The following is an 18,097-nucleotide window of genomic DNA, read 5'->3' on the forward strand; positions in this document are numbered from 1 at the left end:
GGGTTTTAGGACTTGGCTGGCTCTTTGTTTTTTTCCGCAATATTCTTCTCCTTTCCGCAATTCACTTCGTCGGCGTAACTTTTTTGCCGATGCGTTTGCGGATGTAGTTCTCTGTCATCACCACGGTTGTGTGCCCAAGCTGATCTCTGGCTTGCAGAATATCTCCGCTTGATTCCGCCTTATCGGTACCAGCCTTTGCGCGCAGGTCCCGCATCTGAAAGTCTGCCTTTTTTACGCCGGCAGCTTCTCTCGCAGCATCAAATCTCCCCCGTAACATACTGCTGGTCATGGGCTGCCCGTTGTCCATAACAATGAGTTTGCTGGACCGGATTTTATGACTGTCTTTCCTGGCCAGTATTCGGTCGATAACAACCTTCAACTCCCCAACGATCTCAATTCGTCGCTTGGCTTTGGTTTTTCCTTGCTGCACAGCCAGGCGATCTTCCCTGATATCGCGCTCATCCATTTTGAGGGTGTCAGCGATACGCTGACCTGTCAGGTAGAACAGATCGAGCGCGTCTTTTAGCGGCTGGTCTGCGTGCAAATACACCATCGCGAGCATTTCATCTTCGACGTAGATGTCACGTCCGCTTTCCTTATTGCCTTTAACACCGGCGCAGGGATTGGCCAAGGACGTGTAGCCGCTGGTCCTGGCGAAGTTCCAGATCGAGCTGAGCAATGCTTTCTCGCGATTTGCACGAACAGGTGCGGTCTTTCCTCGATGTCTCAAGTACTGAGCAACGTGATGGGGTTCAATAGCTTCCAGCGGGGCCGGTGGGTCATTGAAAAAGGCAAGTAACTGCTTCAGCTCTCTGGCGTTGTCTTTCTGCGTCGCCGGCGCTTTAGTTGGAACAACTTCCAGCACGTATTTTTCAGCGACATAGGCGAAAGTCAGTACATCCTGCGCCATGGCTTGGGATATACGGCTTTTTTCGAGCTTTGCATATTCCAAGATTGCCAGCCCGTAGTCCTTGCCCAATGGTATTTCTTTGCGTGGCGTCCCGCCTGTGTCGTAAAGGTAATACGTCGTGTCGCCACGCTTCCTTTCGCGTAGCCGGGGAATGCTCCCAGGCCGGGTTGGTTTTCGTCCCATCTACCCCACCAGCCGCGGTTGCCATTTCGGTTTTTCCATCACGCCGGCAGCCTCGCCAGTGAGTGCCGATGCGATGACGCAAGGCCACCCGCTGCGTTTGATGGTGTGGCGAATGCCGTTTCTTTTGAGAACTTGCACCTGGCCGACTTTCGTTTTCGCGCCGGTAAGCGTGCAAACCTCTTCATGCGACAGGAAGTGAATACCGTCCATAACTACCTCCCACCGGCCGCCGTGGGCCGGGCTGTCTTGATGATGTGAATGACCAGGCTGAAGGTGATCAGCATCCAGCCACAGGTGCCGGCGAAGCCGTAGAGGATGTCGGCTGTTTCGCCATCCGCCAGAAGGCGTGGGCCGAGCCAAAAGAACCAGCCGGCGCTGCCGACCAGGTACAGCAAAGCGCCCAGCAGGATCAGGGTGAGTTTGAATGCGAACATGTGGTGTCCTTGCCGCGCTGGGCGGCAGACGGTGGGTGAGATGGGGTTACGCTGACCGGCGGCGGTTCTCTTTCTGGCGCTCTACGTCGATCTGCTCGTAGAGGGCATCGACTCTTTTGCTTTTCCTATCGATGGCCTGTGAGCGTTTGATGTGGTCTGACATGGCCTTGTCGTAAGGCTCGATTTGCTTGAGAAGCCGAAGTTTTTCTTCTGGGTCTTTCGAATCATTGAATCGGACCGCAAGCCGATCGCGCGCCTTGAAATCCACACCATCCAACGCCCGGTTTTCCTTTTGCATCTCGTCGAGAACTTCGGCGGATTGCCGTTCCCAGCGCAGATACAGAACTTCGCTTCGCTTGGGGCGGAAGAAGTGCTGGTTCCTGATCCAGGCAACCAGTTCATCCTTTGTCATTTCATCGAGAACATCTTTGGTGGCCGAGCTTTTCATGCGTGCATACCTCGCCCGCCGTTCACCGGCAGGCATGTAGGGGAATGGAGTAATGGCTTTTTGCTCGGGTTTCTCAACCCTTTAGATGGGTGTACAACAGGTGTTCAATTTGCTGTGTCTGTGGGAGGACGCGTGTCACACAACCTAGATGTGCCGATCGCTCATGAGTACCGAGGTCACACGGTATTTCTCAAGTTCGTCTGGAAAAGACCTAACGACCCGGTGCCTACATCTGCGAAAATCATCGAGCCCGTGGACATACACGGAATGGGTGAAGTCGCAGCTGAGTTGGCTGGGCCGTGGGCCGATTACCCTGCCGCCCTGGACGAAGCGATGTCGGTCGCGGAGCGCTGGGTTGATAGTCAGTTGCCCTAGTCAACCTCGACAAGGTGTTGTTCTTGAGTTTCCTTTCTGAGGCGTGTCAATATTCCTGCGCCCATAAAGGAGTGTGCGGATGAGTACTTACTGGAGTGAAATCGCTGATCTGGCTCGCCAAGTGGCTAGCGCGAGCAAGCGTTTGGAAGATTTTCTCCAGCGTGTTCCTGATCCGTGGAAGGCGGCTGACAAGAAGGCATTCGCTGCTCTACATGCCGATCTCCTTCAAGCCCAAGATGCCTACTCATTATTTGAGCACTCCAAGCTCGACGTTTAAGTACCTTCTGACAAGGCTAGGCATGTAGGGGGATTGGGGTTAGGCGCCCTTGAACGGGACGACGTTTTCGAGTTCGCGCTTCACGCCATCGGCATCGCGAAAGGCTTTCCATTCGGCGTGGTGTGCAGGGCAGTAGTCGACGTTGGGCGCTACCTCGGCTGCGTGGTACTCACAGACCGGCCTGTCGCAGGTCTTGCCGTCTCCAACCGGGTAGTCGCAAAGCTGAGTCCCAACATCACCGCATTCAGCACAGTGCGGGCCCAGGTCGCCACATAGATGCCCCGTCGGCTTGCGGTTCTTGTCGTAGATCCGGTAGCAGGCCATTACTCAGGCCCCTTGTAGATGAAGACGTAGGCGAACCAGAGGGGGGCGATCATGGCGACACCTCTTTGCGGTAGCCGGCGTCGTAGATTGCTGCGGCTGCGTTTTCAGTGATGTAGGGGCCGCAATTCACGACGCTAGCTGCTTGAATATGCTTGATTTCTGCGCGGCGCTCATCTGCCGCGATCTGCTTGGGCGATCGAAACTCTGTGGCCCACTGCAATTCCTCCTGATCGAGGAAACTAACTACCGCCATTCCGCCGCGGTGAGCCAGAACTGCGCATTGCCGAAACGTGGATGTCCGAGCGCTGAGCGCTTCGCAAGTCGTTCCAACAGGCGGCAATCCTTCGCCGTTCCAGGGGTTTCCATTTTCTTCAGGCATGACTTCGTCCTTGCCGCTATAGCGGCTGACTTTAAAGGGGGAGGGGATGAGCAGAAATATATAAGTACATCGCACTCAAAGCCGCGAAATAGGCCCATACTCCGGCGCTTTGGGGGGCTCGGAAATGTTCACTCGCGGTAGAACCTTTTGGACTTGGGCAAATCCGCACCTTCATTGCCGAACCAAAGATGAGCGTCTTGCTGACGGCGCTCAGGTCAACGTTCAGGTGCGGACTTCAAGCACAGGCGCTGTGCAGCTGTTTCTTGGGTTATACGCTCCGAAAGGAATTATGATTTTTGAGGAGTCGTTTGACTCACGGCCTGGCCAAACAATGACGCAAGCGATGGAGTGGGGCATATCCAGAGCAAAAGAACTCTGGACTACCTCCAGGGAAAAATCTCTGAATACGCGTAAGTTTTCAAAGCTCCCTCGATCGATATCTGAGTAGTCCACGTGACCGCTCATCGCTCTATTTGAGTGCGCACATGTAATTAGATGTCACTGCTTCGGTGGGAACATTCCGGGGCCTCCGGCAATAACCGCCGCAAGGCGAATTTATGAGCGGAATAGATGACTTCAGATTCAAATCTCACCAGCTCTTAATCGAACTCGACGCGGCCACCAGCAAAATGATGATGATGGTTTCCGCTAAGGAAGTAGTAGGGGCTGCCTGGGAAGCCGCAACTCTGCGCCATCACGATGCTTTCGAGGCTTGGAACTCTTTTCTTAACTCTCCTGAAAACCCTCTGGATAAATCTGTAAACCAGATTCACTAACGCTCGGCGAAGAATTGTTTTTCTGTCGGTATGGGGAGTCCTTGCCGGGCCATGCCCGGGGTGTGGTGCTACGATGACCCCTCCTCTAAATGGGCTGGACCATGACCAAGCACGATATTTACGATGAGATCGAAGGCTTTCAGGTTTGGAACTACATGGAGTGCGACAAGGACGAGGACGGCCGGGAGACCTGGCGCATCAACGTCGAGGTAAAGCGTGGTGGTGAGGTGGTGGTGCCGGTTGTTGCGGGTGACCGAACCTATGTTGATCGTGGCCTGGCGCAGGTTGCTGGGCGCGAGTTCGGAGCCAAGATGATTGCTGGCGCAGGTCTATAGGTTTTCTGCGGGCATGGTAAGTTCCGGTCTGGCCACCCCCCCTGGCGGTTGAGGGTAGGGGGGATCAGGCGATTGCGGATAGCGCGAGGGTATCCTCACCACCGCGCGCGATACCGGCGTGCAGTTCAACCTTGCTGCCAGCAAGCATTCCAGCGATTTGGGCGTTAAGATCCAACTCTACAGATTTTCCTTTCCTGGATTCCCCGATCTCCTTGGTAGCGAGATATTCGCTGATCAGCGCCTTGTCTTGAGCCTGAATCGCAACAAGGTTGTGACCGGTGGCGGCGCGGCCGAGCGGGTCGTCGTCGCCTTGAGGTACAAGCGCTTTCAGCTTCGACTGAACCTCCCAGACCCACGCCAGTGCAAAGTGGTCGCCGGCAGTTTCTGCCGAATACTGACTGCGATGAACGCCAGATCTGACTCCTGAGCAGTAGGCCTTTCGGGCCTGGGTGAGCTTGGTATGCAGCGCCTCATATGCGTACAGCGCAATGTTCTGGGCGGGAGAAACGCCGACGAATTTCGCGCACTCAATGACTTGACCTTTAGCGCTACTCCACGTGCGGCGACGCAGGGTTGTACAGCTGAATGCGTCTGCTACAGCGATGCTCAGCTGTTGATCCCACGCCGGTCGGCGCTTGGTGCGGAACAGGGTCGACTCAACTTCACCGACGTCGCTCAACTTCACATCCATCTCGGTCAGCCGGTACTCGCGCATCAATGCCTGGGCCTGCCGGAGTGCCGTTGCGGATTCGTTCTCATTGGCGCTCTGGGCAAGTGCCAGGCAGTGCTTAATTTTGCGGATCGCGCGCTCAAGCTTCTTTTCGTCGATCTGTTGTGCGGACATAGTGGATGCCTCTCCGATTGGCGATAACTGGAATGATGTGCCTTACTCGTTGCTCAACTTTGAGCAAGGAGAATGGCAATGGCGCCGATGACACGTCAAAGAACAAAAGCGTATTTCGATTGGGCAGCAGCGCGCGTGCCGTACTCGAGCAAGGAGGAGACGCTGCCGAACGGGGTTTTTATTGAGGCTTGCGGCCGGCAGCTAAGCAGCGGGCAGATCCAGCTTTTTGTTGGCGTCCACACTGCCGAAGGAAAGCCCGTCCTTGAGGACTACACCGACAATGCTCAAGGCATGACTGTCCAAGAAGCCATTGACTGGGGTTTTGATCGTGGTCGAAGTGTCGCCAATGGGCAAAAGTAAGAGTGAATGAACGCTCCTCTCGAAGCGTTTTTTATGGAGTCTGAGCAAGAGGGTGTGACATAGGTGATTCACACCGGCTGGCTTGATTCGTTGATATGGGGTATTACGGGTGACCGGCATGGAGCCGGATCAAGGAAAACGAGATGCCACTCTTAGTTGACCGTACGCCGCCAGTTGACTACGACGACCCGATTCACGGCGTGCCCTTCGTGATCGCCTTTAACTGGGGCGATCAGCACAATCCGGTTCCCCAAGAGCTCATCGTTCTGACAAAGGTCGGCAACGACATCATCGTCGCGGCGACCCGGCAGATTGGCTGGTCCTCTTATGAGGAAGCTGTCTGGATTGGCAAGCTGGCGGCTGATAACTTCGTCTCGAAATACTGGCAGGACTGAAGGACAGTCAGTGAGGCGTGGTGACTTCGTCTTCTGGGTCTGGAGGGTCGTCGGCGAGCGACTTCAATCCCGCCGCCCTGATGATCTGCGACACCTTTCCGTAACTACTAGGTGTCGCGACACTCCATCGTACCCGTCTAGACACGCAGAATATCGAGGAACGAATGCGTGAGTTACATCGACAACTCTCTGAGCTTACGCTCGGTTGCTCGATCAAACTGGAGGAGAAGCACCTCACCTTGCTCTCCAGTGATGACGCCAGCGCAAGTCAGGCCGATTACAAAGCCATGAGCTTTCGCGCCGTATTTCACCGCCAGTATTAGTGATCCAGCCGTTTCTATATCTCTGAGAATTTTCTCTGCAGGACGCAGCGCTGCGACTGGCAAGTCGAAACTTTCACTGGTCATCATTGACTCCGAACGCACACACAAGGTTTTTAGGCGATATGCCAATCGGGGCTTTTTGCCCTCTATAAAATCACGACTGCTGCGGTAAAGCGGGGTTCAAAATAATGAACTGACCCAGCTTATGAACTCAGGCTGTAGAAAAATATTCGTCGCATGGATCGTTGCGTAATTCTCGCAGACTTTCGCTATGAAAGGCTCGCGCCACGTTTGCGCTAATTAGGATTTCGAGGCACGGATAGCTCTGATCAGACCGTTGCGCGCTTGAGCTGATCCGTCAACTGCGTGGGCAGGTTTCGCAGCGTCAGGGTGCCGCCCGCTTCGTCGAACTCGATCTTGTCGCCCAGCAGGTGCGCCTCGAAACTGATCGACATACCCTCAGCCCGCCCGGTGAACCGCCGGAATTTGTTGAGGGTCTTCTTGTCCAGCGGCAGGGTTTCGGAAATGCCGTAGTCCTTGGCCTTGATGAAGTCGTAGAAGCTGCGTGGCTGGTCCTCGTCGATCAGGCCCGACAGTTCGTCGATAGCGATCGGCTCGCCCAGTTTGGCCTGGGCCATGGAGTAGCTGACCAGCGCCTGGGTCTTCTCGCGTGCCGACTCTTCTGGCAGATCCTCGCTTTCAACAAAGTCGCTGAACGCCTTCAGCAGCGTCCGGGTTTCGCCCGGTCCGTCGATCCCTTCCTGGCAGCCAATGAAGTCGCGGAAGTACTCGCTGAACTTCCGACCCTGCTTGCCCTTGATGTACGAGATGTACTGCTTCGACTGTGGGTTGTTCTGCCATTCGCTGATATTGATCCGCGCGGCCAGGCGGATGTGGTCCAGGTCCAGGCGCTTCACTGTCATCAGGTGGAGTTCTTCGGTCATGGTCACAGCTTCTGTTTCCTGCACCAGGGCGATGACCAGGTAATCGGTCATACCTTGCTGGTAGTGGCAGAAGAGCGCGTGCCCGCCGGTGCTGAGGTTCGATTCTTCCATCAGCTTGGTCAGATGTTCGACCGCGGTGGTGCTGAACTCCAAGAAGGTGGAGCCGCCGGCCAGGTAATTGCTGAGCCAGCCGCTGAGGGGGTAAGCGCCTGATTCAGCATGGAAGAAACCCCAGGCCTTGCCGGCGGTTGCGTTGTAGCTTTCGTTTAACTGGCTGATCAGGTTGTCATGGGAAGCGCTTTCTACCTGCTCGGCGGCTGCCAAGTGCAAAACTGCTGGGGTGCCGTCAGGCTTCTTGTCGATCTTGTGGATCACGCTGTGAAGTACGGGCATTGCATTTACCTCGGGTAGGCGCCGCCCTCCTTGACCGGTGGTGGCAATTTGGTTTGGGTTGGGGTATTACGGGTGACCGGCATGGAGCCGGATCAAGGAGCGAAAAATGCCAATAACTATTACGTTTGATATCGAAAGCGCCTCTGTCGCGGACACGAATGACCGCAACAGAATTTACGCTGCGTTCGAACGGCTCGGATGGGAAAATACCGGAGGATCTGCTTGGCGTTACCCTGCATTAGGTAGCGACAATCCGTCCGAGGATTGGTTTAACCACGTAGTCCCGGCACTGATGTATTTTAGAAGCATGGTTGAGCACGCAAACTTGAATGTGACGACTTTTACCGTTGATGCGCACTCAGAGGCAGGATTTCGAGGAAAGCAACAGCCAACAGTTGGAGCCCGAATTGTCCCGGCGGCTCTAATTGAGATGTACGACACCACGGCTGATAAGCTATCTGAGGACAGGTTGAGGAGATTTATTTCCGACGCCGCTGACAGCCTTGCTTAGCATCAAGATATTGGCTCGATGATCTCGTCGCCCGGGTCGTGCTGAATGGCGAGTAGGCTTTTATTGCGGAATTCCCGCGCCACGTTTTCGGATATCGTGAATTCGTGGCGCGGCGGATCGAGTAAGGCTTTTGACTTGGCGCCCAGCGCATGCAGGTGATGGATCATCAGCGTCATCGCCTCGCCCTGCTCAGTAATGCCTGACCACTCCATCAAGTCGGCCAGCGCCTGCCGGGTGCCGGGGCGAACCCTGAGCCTCAATTCCTCTTCGGCATTCGCCACGCGCTTCTTGGCAGTTTTCTCGGAGCGTTTTTTCTGCGGTACTGCTGCCATGGCCTACCTCTTCTATTCGGCTGGTCGGCAGTGCGAGCCAGGTTTGGCGTTTGCGTTGTTGGAAGCGGGCTATGCGGCGCATTTAGTTCGCCCCGGTTTTGCTTTTGGGTAGTCGATCCCGTGGGCAGCGATGATCCGCTCAAAGGCTTTCGATCCCATCGCCAGCCTTCCAAGGCACTGGCGCCGGGTCAGGCCCAGCTCCAGGAATGCCCGGATTCGCTCAGCGTATTTCGCATCGCTGGCTGCATCCGCTCGCCGGGGCACCAGGTTTCGAGCGCCGCCCCGGGTTGGAGCCTTGAACGTAATCCCGAACTCCTGGCCGATGGTGGATACCGTGCGCCGGTCAATCCCGAGCTCTTCCGCTACATCTACCTTTGCGTGAGTGGGGGCAAGCTCGCGAATGCGCTCAACCAGCTTCAGGCGTTTCTGGGTACGAATATCGAGCGGCGCCATTGGAAGGGGAGCCGACTCAACCCGCCGCCGAACAAACGGCTTCGGCGCCGGCGGCATCTGGTTGCTGTAGGTGATGGGCTTCGGTTTGTAGCCGACGGGCGCCGCTTCTTCGATCTGGCCGCCGCTGGCCAGGAACTGGGCGACCTGGGCCGCCAGTTCATCCGAGGCCGGGCGAAGCGCCTCGACCAGGCTGAGGTGGTTGCTAATCATGCTGCGATCCCCAGGACCTGGTTCATGCGCTCGTCGAGGATTTCGTAGAAGGTCTTCACACGCTCGGTAAGCTTGCGGATCATCGCTTCGTCCCGGTAGGCGCGCTTGATGAACAGAGGCATGCCTGGCCAGTAGCAAACGAAGTCGATCCACTCACGCTCGGAGACCCACAAGCCGCCTTGGCACTGAGCGACGTGCTCCTTTGGGATCTCGCCGGACAGGATCACTTCAACCTGAAACTTCGGCAGCTTGGTTTTGATCTCGGTCAGGCCTTTGGGCCCGACCAGAGAGTCTGGCGAGTAGCCGGCGCCGTGGTTGAGGATGATTGCAACCTGGTTCGTTTCAACCTCTTCGCGATCCTCGTAGAGCTTCCGGGCAACGCCTTCAAGCTCATGGCCGCGCTCGGTGTGGCGGTTGCCTTGGAAGGGGTCAGCAGCCTCGCCGGTGATGCGCTCGCCGATCAAGGTATTCATGTAGGTGAAAGCACCGGCGCCGAATCCTGCCTCACCTTTGCCGTTAACCAGCAGGCACTCCAGTTCGGAGCAGGTGACGATACCCAGGCGCAGTGCCAGCCACTCAGGTGAGCCCTGCTGTATTTCAGTGATGATCTGCATGGCTTACTCCTGTGTCCGGCTGGCGGCTTTGGTGATTCGAGCCGACACGGTGTCGAACTCTGACTTGAAGACGTTGGCGGCGCAGCCGTACTTAGCTGCGAAGTTGTCCTGCAGCACCTGGCTGCACTTTTTGAGCAGAGCGTCGAGCTGCGCGGCCTGGCCAGCGGTGATGACTGGCTCGGCCGGGGCGGCGGGTTTTTGGTTTGCGGTTTGACCGTCGTCGTCCTCACCGGTGGTCGTGAAGTTGAGCAGCGCGCCAGCGGTGTAGCGCTTGCCGTAGCTGACCGAGCTGGCGACCGCCTGAACGGCGTTTTTACTGCCCGTAGTGTCAGCAGGAAGCAAAATCGATGTGGTTTCTCGATGGCCTTCTTTGTGGCTCAGCACGCCTTCAACCTCGACACCATTCGCGCCGCGGGGAATGCGAAACGAGAGAGCAAACCCGTGCTTTGCAAGAATGGGTTTCAGCTCCTCGTTGATGTCTTCCCAGAGGGCATAGGTCGATTGCACGTTCTTGAACTTGTCGCGGATGGCGCCACGCTCGCGAATCACCGGGAGCTTTTTCTGCATCTCGGCCATTGCGGCATCAAATGCCTGTTTCGCCAGCCTGTCCTGGTGCTGCTGATGCATCACCATCAACCTTTCCATCTTGTCGATATCAGCGGCCGGGTCGGTGGCCACCTGCTGAATGATCGCCATGATCGTGGCGGATTCGCTTTGCACGGCCGGCAAGCGCTCGACCTTGTCCTTCACTGCAAGATTGCTCATGGCGACCTCAGTATTGAATTGAAATGGCGGGGATCTTCCGCTGGGCGATCAACTTGATGGCTTGCTTAGCGCACTCTTCTGTCATTCCGCCGGCAACAAATGCCTTCAGCGCTGCGCCATTGATTGACCGTTGATGTTCAAGGTCAGCCTCACGCGCTGCCGCCTGGCGCAGGGCCTCGTCAGCGGCTGCGTTCGCCCTGGCTACTTCTGCCAGTCGTGCCTGCTCGACGGCTTCTTCCTGCCGTCGAATGGCCGCGAGTCGTTCCTGCTCGGCGCGATGCTCAGTGGCGATGCGGTTCGTCTCGGCCTGTGCCGCTGCTGCGCGGGACTGTTCGGCCTGCAGCTCCAGTTGTAGGCGCTGGCGTTCGGCGGCTGCCTCGGCGTCCAGTGCTGCCTGTGCAGCGGCGCGTTGAGTCGCGGCTGCCTGGTCCAGCAGTTCCTGCTCGCGACGGGCGGCAGCTTCGCGCTCGACCTGGGCCTTCTGCTCGGCTTGGAGCCGCGCCTGTTCGGCGGCAACCCTGGCAATCTCTGCGTCACGGTCGCGCTGGGCCTGTGCTTCAGCTTCGGCGCGCAACCGGACCAGTTCGGCCTGCTCCGCTTCGTACCGGGTGCGCTCGGCCAGCAGGGCGCGCAGTTTTACGAGGGTCTGGTCTTTCACCTGGGCGGCTTCAGCCAGGAACTCTTCCCATGTTTCGCTGATTGCGACCAACTCAAGCTGGGCGATGAGGTCGGCGACATGAGCGGCGGTCGGCGTGGATTCGAAAGCGGCCAGATCCTTGATCGCCTGGATACCGTCAACATGCTTGTCGGTGCGGGCCAACTCTGCTGCCTCCCAATCCGTCAGCGGCTGCCGGGTGGCATCGCGCAGGGCATCCATCTTGGTCACGAACTCGCGTAACTCAGCCTCGACCACCTTGGGCATTTCCTTGAGGCGCTTCAGGTAATCGCGGCCGGGTGTTTCGACTGCCTTTTTGGACTTGCTCACCGTTGCGGCCAGAGAAGCAATGCGCTCTCGGCCCTTGCGGGTGGTCAGATCGGGAACCTCGGCGGTGACTTCGGCCTTCACCGCGTCGAAGAACTGGCCCAGGCCACCGGCAACGTAAATCGCCGGCGCGTTGTCGGCGCTGATGTCGTCGATGGTGATCACTTGCTGTTGTGCGGACATGGGGAATCCTTGCCGCGATGCTCGCAGCGATTGAAGGTGTTGTTTATTGAGTGATTCGATCAGCGAGCGCGCTGAGCAACATCAGAAAGGTGCAGACGGAGAGGGCAGAGAAGGAGCCGCGCCAGATGAGTAGGCGCCGAGTGCGTTGGTGGGTGGTCATGGCCAGGGCCTCAATTGCTGCAACACCAATTCGTGCAGCGCCTTACCGTTTCGGCTCATGCGCTGCCCGCGAAGCTGCCACTTCTTCGTGCTGGGCCAGCAGTCGATCATTCGACCGTCGGGTAGCGTCAGCACAACGTGGTAGCCACTGTTGTGCTTCTTGTGGGATATACCGGTGCGGGCCAGCCAGCCATCGAAACGCTGCATGGCTTCGGCCTTCATGCGCTTCTTGTGACCTTCTGGGTTTGGCTCGCTGCCTTCGCCACCACAGTTCCGGCAACACCGCGTATACCCAACATCCTCACCGATGAACTCGCAGCAGCTCATGCAGTGGCTGCCGTCTTCGATGTTGTCTTCAAAGAAGCTCACGGCCGAACCCTCACCGCGATCCGCCCGCCCTTCATTGTCGGCGCCAGGCGCTGGGGCAAGTCCCGCACCAGGTCTTCGCGCTTGCGGCCGATCACCTCATTGAAGGGGAGGCCGAAGCCCAAGATGGCGATGCGGCACTCGATGTCGTCGAGCTGCTCATCAGCCAGCGATTTCACGATTGGCGTGGTCATGCAGCCTCCTTGCGCTGCCGGCTGATCTTCAGCAGCCAGGCGCTGTAGTGATGGAACTCTTCGGCATTGATGGCGCCGGAAGTGAAGTGGCGGACAATCAGGCCCTCAGTCAGCGACTCGGCCAGATCTGTCGTGTCCGGATGCTCAAGAGCGAGAAGGGCGGTGGTTATCGCGACGTGAGGGCTCATAGGTCGGCATCCACGTCGTCCTCTACAGCTTCCCGCTCTGCTGCTACGGCTTCGGCGGCGTAGGGCTTGAGCAGATCCATGGCGATGCGCTCTGCGGCTTCGATGGGGCGGGGCTGGCCGATAAGGTCAGCTGCGTGTCCGCGTGAATCTGCCTGGCCGCCGAGGATCGACGACAGGAACAGCCGGGCAAGTGAGTCGCGCTCGTCCAGGCCGTCGATCTGGCGTTGGTTCAGGATGCCTTGCAGGTAGGTGCAGTACCGATCAAACGTCACCACTTGCGGCTGGCCGTGGCGGCGCTTCCACTTGATATCGACGCCGCACACCAGCTGTTCCGCCGAGTGTTCCAGCCACTCCTGCTCCGGATTCGCCTCGCCTACCTCTTGAGGCAACTGAGCGTCGAAACGCTCTTGGCATAATTTGAATGCTGCGCTCATGCTGCCTCCGGCCAATGGCGTTCGATGCTCTCTTTTGCGTAAGGCGATAGCCGCCGATAGCCGTTCACCGAGCCGCAACCAGGCATGGTTCCTTCCAGCTCAACACAGGCGCGCACATCGCAACGCCTGGAGCAGACCCAGCCGCCGTAGTGGCAGCGGTGGACCTCACCTTTCGGCTCGGGGTGGTAGGCAAGCCCGGCTTTCCATGACGGCGACCCGCGTAACTTGAGGCCGCATCCTCGGCACACCGCTTGAGTTTCAGTACAGTTATGCATGGCGACCTCCAGTGTTTGGGGTTAGGCGGAACGGGCGTCAAGCATGGCCTCGGCCTGTGCGTAGGCCATTTCTGCGACCGTGTCGAACTCGTAATCGTCGTAGTAGGGGTTCGCGCTCATGCCTTGCATGGCTTTTGCCGCAAAGTAGTCGCGCAGGCTCATGCCAGACAGATCACGCTTCGTTTCGGCGACCGTTGCCGGCTGAAAAACCATGTGGTCGTAGTCAGCGACCGGGAAGGCAGGCCCTCCGTCTTGAGTGCTCATGACTTGCTCCATTTGTTGGTTCACCTGTATTCGTCAACACTCCTTCCTCCCGCTGGTTGCCGATGGGCGCGGGGGAGGAGTGCTGATGTAATAGAGGTGAGAGAAGGGTGCCCAGGCCCGCTACTGGCGACGGCCTGGGTTTGCAGCGTCAAGTTGTCCTGGTGCGCTGGGGTGGCCTACCGGAGTTCCGGCTGATGCGCGGTGACATCGACGGCCTACTGTCCGCTGCCTGTATGGTTGTTGGGCGCAGCCTTCAGGCTTACCGCGCCACGCAGGTGAATCGTTGGCCTACTTCATGGCAGCAGCTCCTATCGTTCGCTCACTGGGAAGGCAGTGGCCACCTATCAAGTCTGCATGGGAGATCGCTCGAGTCTGGCTGGCGAGTAAACCGTCTTCGCCGCGTTGTTCGTCGCTCTGGCTCGGGTAAAGGTGGCCACCCTGCTATCTCGTGACAGTCAGCCGAGCGATCTCCGATACAGCCTGCGCTTCGGCACGCAGGTGGATCGGGCAGTTAGCGACAGGCTGTCGTGGCGCTGGTTGTTCAGCCGGGGAATTTGAAGCCAGCGTCTTGGAGGGCCTTTAGGCGCTCACAGAGGGCAACGTACTCCCTGAGTTCTGAGAGGCTTTTTGCATCGAGGGTTGATTTCAGTTGCTTGATTGCCTGGGTGATCTCGGCGGCTTCGCGAGTAACCGTCTGCCTGAACACCCGAAGCTCTTCGATGTTTTCTTTCTTGATCTCCTCAAACACATGCTTGGCGTTGATCACGCCGGAATATGCGGCCTCTAGGGAGGCAGTCGTTTCCTTTACGCGGTCCTGAAGCTGAAGGCTTTTGGCCAACAACTCTTCGTAGCTGGAAATCTCCGAGGACAAAAAGTCCTCTCTATTGAGCTGGCTCATGCGTTCCTCCGTTGATTTCCAATGCCGCCTCATAGAAGCGGCATCAGTAAATCTGTGGGTGTTTCATCTCCACCACGCGCATCGCCCGATTCATATCTCTGGCCGGCGTCACACATTTCGTGGACGGTGTTATTCGCCGACCGGCTTGCGTGGTTTCGCGTACTCACATTTGATGAGCACGGCCAGTTCCAGAGCTGGCATGGGGATCGAATTTGTTTTTCGCGCTGTTCGCCGTATTGGCGATGCCTCAAGGGCTTCCCGTTTCCGGGGATCGATCCGCGAAGATTTCAGGTTTTTAAAGAGCGGCGGGCGGAGGCCCTTCGCAGTGGCTGTGTGTTGCTGCGATGGATGAACTATCACGCATCGTGTTTATTTCGTCAACACGAAATGTGATTTATTTTTGCGAATTAACACACCAGTTCTCGGTTACGTTTTCGGGGTGTGTGGGATATGATTCTTTAATACTGTACGGATATACAGCAAATTAACGGGGGTTGATTTCATGGCGAAGAAGCAGGCAGGTCCGGCAGCACAGCAGGAAATGAGTGGTATGGAGCGCCTTGCGCTACGCGTCTCATCGATGATCAATCACCCGGTCGCGCAGGCGCAGCGCTGGGTGACGATTCATCGCCTGGACACGGATGGGGATCGGGAGTGGGAAGAGGTGCTGAGCGTGATCGCTGATACCGACGAGCTTGAACTGACGCTCAATGACGACGGTAGCGTGACGGTGAGATGGGAGCAGCAGGAAGTCGAGGTAGCGGGGAGGGGAGAGGTCGAGTTTCAGCCAGAAGAAGAGGCAGCGCCTTTCTGACGGGCATAAAAAAGCCCGCGCTTGGCGGGCTGAACAATTCAAATTTGTGCGTGACTTCTATTTGCCCCGGGATGCCCACCTTGCGAGAGTCCAGTACGTAGACTGACCGATTCTTGGTTCCTTCGCGTACTCTGTGGGGCGCTTCAAGCCTACCTGTACAAGATCGTCACGAACCTGAAGCACGGTCCAGCGAATGCCCTTTGCTAAGTCTTTTTGGAGAAAGCAGTTTTCTCCGGAGGTTCTGTCGGCCCACGCTGTAAATTCTGAGCGATTATAGTGAAACATGGACTCATTGAAGTCAGTAGCGGAAGCGCAGCCAAAAGCTGAGCTGTCTAAAACCACCAGGTCGTCCGCTGCCAGAGAAAAAGTAGCGGGCGCGGAAGTGTGCGTAGGCGCATGAGTGGTCGGTATCAATCTGTACGCAATGGCGCCGATAATGATCGCCACAAGCGCAGAGCATAGTGCGACAAACAACGCATTGCTGCTAGGTATCGAGACTGCTCCTGAGTTGACATCTGCAGCGCCCGTACCCCACGAATGGCTCTCTTCGGCAGAGGGTTTAGCGTCATCTTTTGCTGATACATCGGCGCCGCAATGCTTGCACTTTATTGCTGCGCGCTTGATGGTCTCGGCGCACATCGGGCAAATTCTGTCAGATGAGGCTCCAACCTCAGAGGTCTCCCTTTGCTCTGTATTCGCCGAAACTGACCATACTAGCGCAGCGATCCATCCAAGCGCCGTCCATCCCAGCAACAGGTTCACCAAAAAAATTGAGTTGCCGTTGCGATGCTTGCGCTTTGCAGCTATGAAGGTGGGAGTGAAATAAATGATGAAGGCGGCCATAAGAAACACAAAGCCGGCCACGGGGCTTCCGCTATCCATATCAAAAACCTGATCCGTTGAATTGAGCCCGCACTTTACCATTCGTGGCGTACAGCCACCATCAAAGGGGCGGGGCGTGCAGACAACAAAAAGCCCGCACGATGGCGGGCTCTCTATAACACCTGGGGCTGCCAATCCTTCAGCGTTGCCAGTCTGCATTCACGCGGATTGCCAGCTCAATGGTGGCACGACGAAGGGTAGAAACAAGAAGCCCGGCGCTTAGCCGGGCATTTCCAGAAAAACAGGCTATTTCATCGGGTGCGATTCATTGCCTCGGAAATTTTCTTACTGACAACAAACGGCATTATGACCAGTGCGCACCCGCCAACAAAGAAAGCAGCTGTTACGTCTGGAATCTTGGAAACGTAAGCTGGATAGCCAGAGGTGAATACAAATGCGAAACCGCTTGGCAGAGTCGTGAAAGTGAATGCCTTTGCCACGCATTCAAAGGCGCGCGACGTATCGCATTTATAGCAGCCGAACAGGATCATTCCAGCTAAGAAGCCCACAGCTGAATTTATTGGTTGTAGATTCTTAAAAACAATGTCCGCGGCTTCAAAAACGGTCATCAAGCATTCCTTGCTTTCGCAGAAACATACTTACCTATCGCTAAGCCACAGATGGATGCAGCGATTCCCAAGCCGACTGGAGACGGCACCGCTGACGCAACGCTCCAGCAGACACCGGCCACCGAGCTGAAGAAAAAAGCCGACCCAATCATCACAGGGATATCAATCAAGTCAATGTGAAGCAAGGCTTTAATCATCTTCTTTCGCTCCATAGCTGCGTTGGGTGCTACCCACTCAGTATACATGCGAAACCGCTCATCAACTGGCGAAAACCTAATTGTATGAGAAACCTCTATGTTTTCAACAGTCATGAAAAAACCATGCGCAAAGGAGACCTTCCCCTGAGTAGGAATTTCAGTTTCCACCAAATCAAAATATCTAGATGACTCCATAACAGCGCTCATGGGTGGTCACTCGACATAGCTTTAAAGGATATCCCCGTGTGGAAAAATCTTGTATCGCCGCAAAAATCGCAGCTAGCGGCGAAAAACCAGACCCCAATTTTAGGTAAATTAGGAACAGGAGTCGCAACCACACCAGCAGTTTCCCCTGTCGGAGATGGTGCAACCTGATATTTACCGGAGGAGCAGAATGAGCACGTCCTCCCAGGCCTCATCCGCTCAAGAAACCCCTCAAAAGCATCTTTGGGCACCTTCAAAGCTTTGTGTTCTGCTGGCTCGTCAGCAACTTGCGACTCATCAGGCAAACTTTCCTCAACTGTATCGACCACTATGATTCCCTTCTTGTGCGAAAAGCTATAAGAAATAAGTTTACTATTACAACATCTCGCCGCATCGAACCATGCGCCTATTCGGACTTGCTCCGGACTATTTGCCCCGCCTTCACCTCATCCGCATACCCATCCATCAGCTCCTCGACCTCCTGGAACCTCATAGCGATCGCTATCAGTTCGCGAGCGTCATCTTCCTGGCCGGCATCAGAAAGCTTTACAGCAGCCTGCTTCAGGTCGACGCCTGACCACTTGAGCAGGGCGGAAGCCTCTTTAAGGTCGCGGTGCAGTTGCTGGTTTGGCATGGTGAGGGGCATGCAGTCTCCTTGCTGTTTCTTCGATCCTACTCAGATTCGGTTCGCGTTATCAGTCCAGCACCAACCTCGTCTGCGAGGGCGGCGAGCCGATCCGCATCATCGTATAGCTTCGCTACCAGCTTTAGGACGGCTGCAACATCGATATCTTGGCAGTCCTTAGTGATGTTGATTATGCCGCCCGCGGTTTGCTCGAGGCCCAGCCCAAGGTAATTGAGCTCGTTGCGCAGCTGTTTGTTCGAATTGGTGAGGGGCATGGC

The 18,097-nt window shown here is 56.5% G+C and carries 33 protein-coding genes; 8 read left to right on the forward strand and 25 right to left on the reverse strand.

Annotation, left to right across the window (positions count from 1 at the left end):
- Positions 1-61: 61 nt before the first annotated feature.
- The 4 genes from xerC to HX815_RS11150 are packed head-to-tail and all read right to left on the reverse strand — an operon-like array spanning position 62 to position 1,975.
- A complete protein-coding gene (gene xerC, locus HX815_RS11135) occupies positions 62-1,093 on the reverse strand; it encodes a tyrosine recombinase XerC (RefSeq protein WP_177028203.1) in 1,032 nt (343 codons plus the stop codon).
- Positions 1,094-1,303, reverse strand: coding sequence for a DUF4224 domain-containing protein (locus HX815_RS11140; RefSeq protein ID WP_177028204.1), 210 nt, complete (start codon positions 1,301-1,303; stop codon positions 1,094-1,096).
- A gap of 2 nt (positions 1,304-1,305) precedes the next feature.
- Positions 1,306-1,527 carry a hypothetical protein gene (locus HX815_RS11145; protein ID WP_177028205.1) on the reverse strand — a complete coding sequence of 74 codons (222 nt, stop codon included), beginning with the start codon at positions 1,525-1,527 and terminating at the stop codon, positions 1,306-1,308.
- 46 nt (positions 1,528-1,573) lie between these two features.
- Complete coding sequence (locus HX815_RS11150; protein WP_177028206.1) at positions 1,574-1,975, reverse strand: hypothetical protein; 402 nt, start codon at positions 1,973-1,975, stop codon at positions 1,574-1,576.
- A gap of 454 nt (positions 1,976-2,429) precedes the next feature.
- On the opposite strand from HX815_RS11150, the gene HX815_RS11155 reads away from it, so the two are divergent.
- Positions 2,430-2,627, forward strand: a complete 198-nt coding sequence (locus tag HX815_RS11155; protein WP_177028207.1) for a hypothetical protein — start codon at positions 2,430-2,432, stop codon at positions 2,625-2,627.
- Positions 2,628-2,666: 39 nt separating this feature from the next.
- Here the strand turns inward: HX815_RS11155 and HX815_RS11160 are convergent, their stop codons facing one another.
- Together HX815_RS11160 and HX815_RS11165 are read right to left on the reverse strand one after the other, a co-directional pair.
- Complete coding sequence (locus HX815_RS11160) at positions 2,667-2,951, reverse strand: hypothetical protein (RefSeq protein WP_177028208.1); 285 nt, start codon at positions 2,949-2,951, stop codon at positions 2,667-2,669.
- 49 nt (positions 2,952-3,000) lie between these two features.
- On the reverse strand, positions 3,001-3,330 hold the full coding sequence (locus tag HX815_RS11165) for a hypothetical protein (protein ID WP_177028209.1): 330 nt from the start codon (positions 3,328-3,330) through the stop codon (positions 3,001-3,003).
- 124 nt (positions 3,331-3,454) lie between these two features.
- Between HX815_RS11165 and HX815_RS31600 the strand changes: the two genes are divergently transcribed.
- From HX815_RS31600 to HX815_RS11175, 3 genes are all read left to right on the forward strand, one after another.
- The gene (locus tag HX815_RS31600; RefSeq protein WP_256344569.1) at positions 3,455-3,778 is read left to right on the forward strand and encodes a hypothetical protein; all 324 of its coding nucleotides are present in this window, start codon (positions 3,455-3,457) and stop codon (positions 3,776-3,778) included.
- 109 nt (positions 3,779-3,887) lie between these two features.
- On the forward strand, positions 3,888-4,106 hold the full coding sequence (locus HX815_RS11170; RefSeq protein ID WP_177028210.1) for a hypothetical protein: 219 nt from the start codon (positions 3,888-3,890) through the stop codon (positions 4,104-4,106).
- 101 nt (positions 4,107-4,207) lie between these two features.
- Positions 4,208-4,441 (forward strand): hypothetical protein, encoded by a 234-nt coding sequence (locus tag HX815_RS11175; protein WP_177028211.1) that lies wholly within the window; start codon positions 4,208-4,210, stop codon positions 4,439-4,441.
- A 64-nt stretch (positions 4,442-4,505) separates the two neighbouring features.
- On the opposite strand, the gene HX815_RS11180 is transcribed toward HX815_RS11175, so the two are convergent.
- A complete protein-coding gene (locus HX815_RS11180) occupies positions 4,506-5,285 on the reverse strand; it encodes a DUF2786 domain-containing protein (protein WP_177028212.1) in 780 nt (259 codons plus the stop codon).
- A gap of 78 nt (positions 5,286-5,363) precedes the next feature.
- Here HX815_RS11180 and HX815_RS11185 point away from each other — a divergent pair, with 78 nt between their 5' ends.
- Both HX815_RS11185 and HX815_RS11190 read left to right on the forward strand, forming a co-directional pair.
- The gene (locus tag HX815_RS11185; RefSeq protein WP_177028213.1) at positions 5,364-5,645 is read left to right on the forward strand and encodes a hypothetical protein; all 282 of its coding nucleotides are present in this window, start codon (positions 5,364-5,366) and stop codon (positions 5,643-5,645) included.
- A gap of 143 nt (positions 5,646-5,788) precedes the next feature.
- Positions 5,789-6,040 carry a hypothetical protein gene (locus HX815_RS11190; protein WP_177028214.1) on the forward strand — a complete coding sequence of 84 codons (252 nt, stop codon included), beginning with the start codon at positions 5,789-5,791 and terminating at the stop codon, positions 6,038-6,040.
- Positions 6,041-6,213: 173 nt separating this feature from the next.
- Here HX815_RS11190 and HX815_RS11195 read toward each other — a convergent pair whose 3' ends face one another.
- Entirely contained in the window at positions 6,214-6,447 is a 234-nt protein-coding gene (locus HX815_RS11195; RefSeq protein WP_177028215.1) for a hypothetical protein, read from the reverse strand.
- Positions 6,448-6,692: 245 nt separating this feature from the next.
- The gene (gene yejK / locus HX815_RS11200; RefSeq protein ID WP_177028216.1) at positions 6,693-7,700 is read right to left on the reverse strand and encodes a nucleoid-associated protein YejK; all 1,008 of its coding nucleotides are present in this window, start codon (positions 7,698-7,700) and stop codon (positions 6,693-6,695) included.
- A gap of 106 nt (positions 7,701-7,806) precedes the next feature.
- Here yejK and HX815_RS11205 point away from each other — a divergent pair, with 106 nt between their 5' ends.
- Entirely contained in the window at positions 7,807-8,211 is a 405-nt protein-coding gene (locus HX815_RS11205) for a hypothetical protein (protein ID WP_177028217.1), read from the forward strand.
- 2 nt (positions 8,212-8,213) lie between these two features.
- Here the strand turns inward: HX815_RS11205 and HX815_RS11210 are convergent, their stop codons facing one another.
- The 11 genes from HX815_RS11210 to HX815_RS11260 all read right to left on the reverse strand — a co-directional run bounded on the left by HX815_RS11210 (position 8,214) and on the right by HX815_RS11260 (position 14,528).
- Positions 8,214-8,543: a hypothetical protein gene (locus HX815_RS11210; protein ID WP_177028218.1), complete on the reverse strand. Its 330-nt coding sequence runs from the start codon at positions 8,541-8,543 to the stop codon at positions 8,214-8,216.
- Between the two features lie 69 nt (positions 8,544-8,612).
- Positions 8,613-9,206, reverse strand: coding sequence for a hypothetical protein (locus HX815_RS11215; RefSeq protein WP_177028219.1), 594 nt, complete (start codon positions 9,204-9,206; stop codon positions 8,613-8,615).
- Positions 9,203-9,820, reverse strand: a complete 618-nt coding sequence (locus tag HX815_RS11220) for a lambda exonuclease family protein (protein WP_177028220.1) — start codon at positions 9,818-9,820, stop codon at positions 9,203-9,205. Before HX815_RS11220 ends, HX815_RS11215 begins: the two co-directional genes overlap by 4 nt.
- A gap of 3 nt (positions 9,821-9,823) precedes the next feature.
- Positions 9,824-10,585, reverse strand: coding sequence for an ERF family protein (locus tag HX815_RS11225; RefSeq protein WP_177028221.1), 762 nt, complete (start codon positions 10,583-10,585; stop codon positions 9,824-9,826).
- A 7-nt stretch (positions 10,586-10,592) separates the two neighbouring features.
- Complete coding sequence (locus HX815_RS11230; protein WP_177028222.1) at positions 10,593-11,750, reverse strand: hypothetical protein; 1,158 nt, start codon at positions 11,748-11,750, stop codon at positions 10,593-10,595.
- Positions 11,751-11,906: 156 nt separating this feature from the next.
- Positions 11,907-12,278 (reverse strand): hypothetical protein, encoded by a 372-nt coding sequence (locus HX815_RS31605; protein ID WP_240678616.1) that lies wholly within the window; start codon positions 12,276-12,278, stop codon positions 11,907-11,909.
- On the reverse strand, positions 12,275-12,469 hold the full coding sequence (locus tag HX815_RS11240; RefSeq protein WP_177028223.1) for a hypothetical protein: 195 nt from the start codon (positions 12,467-12,469) through the stop codon (positions 12,275-12,277). The genes HX815_RS31605 and HX815_RS11240 overlap by 4 nt, the downstream gene beginning before the upstream one ends.
- Positions 12,466-12,657 carry a hypothetical protein gene (locus tag HX815_RS11245; protein WP_065950848.1) on the reverse strand — a complete coding sequence of 64 codons (192 nt, stop codon included), beginning with the start codon at positions 12,655-12,657 and terminating at the stop codon, positions 12,466-12,468. Before HX815_RS11245 ends, HX815_RS11240 begins: the two co-directional genes overlap by 4 nt.
- Positions 12,654-13,091, reverse strand: a complete 438-nt coding sequence (locus HX815_RS11250; RefSeq protein WP_177028224.1) for a hypothetical protein — start codon at positions 13,089-13,091, stop codon at positions 12,654-12,656. Before HX815_RS11250 ends, HX815_RS11245 begins: the two co-directional genes overlap by 4 nt.
- 296 nt (positions 13,092-13,387) lie before the next feature.
- Positions 13,388-13,630, reverse strand: a complete 243-nt coding sequence (locus HX815_RS11255) for a hypothetical protein (protein ID WP_177028225.1) — start codon at positions 13,628-13,630, stop codon at positions 13,388-13,390.
- Between the two features lie 541 nt (positions 13,631-14,171).
- Entirely contained in the window at positions 14,172-14,528 is a 357-nt protein-coding gene (locus HX815_RS11260) for a hypothetical protein (RefSeq protein WP_177028226.1), read from the reverse strand.
- 502 nt (positions 14,529-15,030) lie between these two features.
- On the opposite strand from HX815_RS11260, the gene HX815_RS11265 reads away from it, so the two are divergent.
- On the forward strand, positions 15,031-15,342 hold the full coding sequence (locus HX815_RS11265) for a DUF1654 domain-containing protein (protein WP_177028227.1): 312 nt from the start codon (positions 15,031-15,033) through the stop codon (positions 15,340-15,342).
- A gap of 57 nt (positions 15,343-15,399) precedes the next feature.
- On the opposite strand, the gene HX815_RS11270 is transcribed toward HX815_RS11265, so the two are convergent.
- The 5 genes from HX815_RS11270 to HX815_RS11290 all read right to left on the reverse strand — a co-directional run bounded on the left by HX815_RS11270 (position 15,400) and on the right by HX815_RS11290 (position 18,094).
- Complete coding sequence (locus HX815_RS11270; RefSeq protein WP_177028228.1) at positions 15,400-16,224, reverse strand: superinfection immunity protein; 825 nt, start codon at positions 16,222-16,224, stop codon at positions 15,400-15,402.
- Positions 16,225-16,475: 251 nt separating this feature from the next.
- Positions 16,476-16,793: a hypothetical protein gene (locus HX815_RS11275; RefSeq protein WP_119739681.1), complete on the reverse strand. Its 318-nt coding sequence runs from the start codon at positions 16,791-16,793 to the stop codon at positions 16,476-16,478.
- The gene (locus tag HX815_RS11280; RefSeq protein ID WP_157986830.1) at positions 16,793-17,197 is read right to left on the reverse strand and encodes a hypothetical protein; all 405 of its coding nucleotides are present in this window, start codon (positions 17,195-17,197) and stop codon (positions 16,793-16,795) included. Before HX815_RS11280 ends, HX815_RS11275 begins: the two co-directional genes overlap by 1 nt.
- 403 nt (positions 17,198-17,600) lie before the next feature.
- Positions 17,601-17,840, reverse strand: a complete 240-nt coding sequence (locus HX815_RS11285) for a hypothetical protein (protein WP_177028229.1) — start codon at positions 17,838-17,840, stop codon at positions 17,601-17,603.
- A 26-nt stretch (positions 17,841-17,866) separates the two neighbouring features.
- On the reverse strand, positions 17,867-18,094 hold the full coding sequence (locus HX815_RS11290) for a hypothetical protein (protein ID WP_177023281.1): 228 nt from the start codon (positions 18,092-18,094) through the stop codon (positions 17,867-17,869).
- Positions 18,095-18,097 lie beyond the last annotated feature (3 nt).

It is taken from the genome of Pseudomonas sp. E6002 (assembly GCF_013385565.1).
GTDB lineage: Bacteria > Pseudomonadota > Gammaproteobacteria > Pseudomonadales > Pseudomonadaceae > Aquipseudomonas.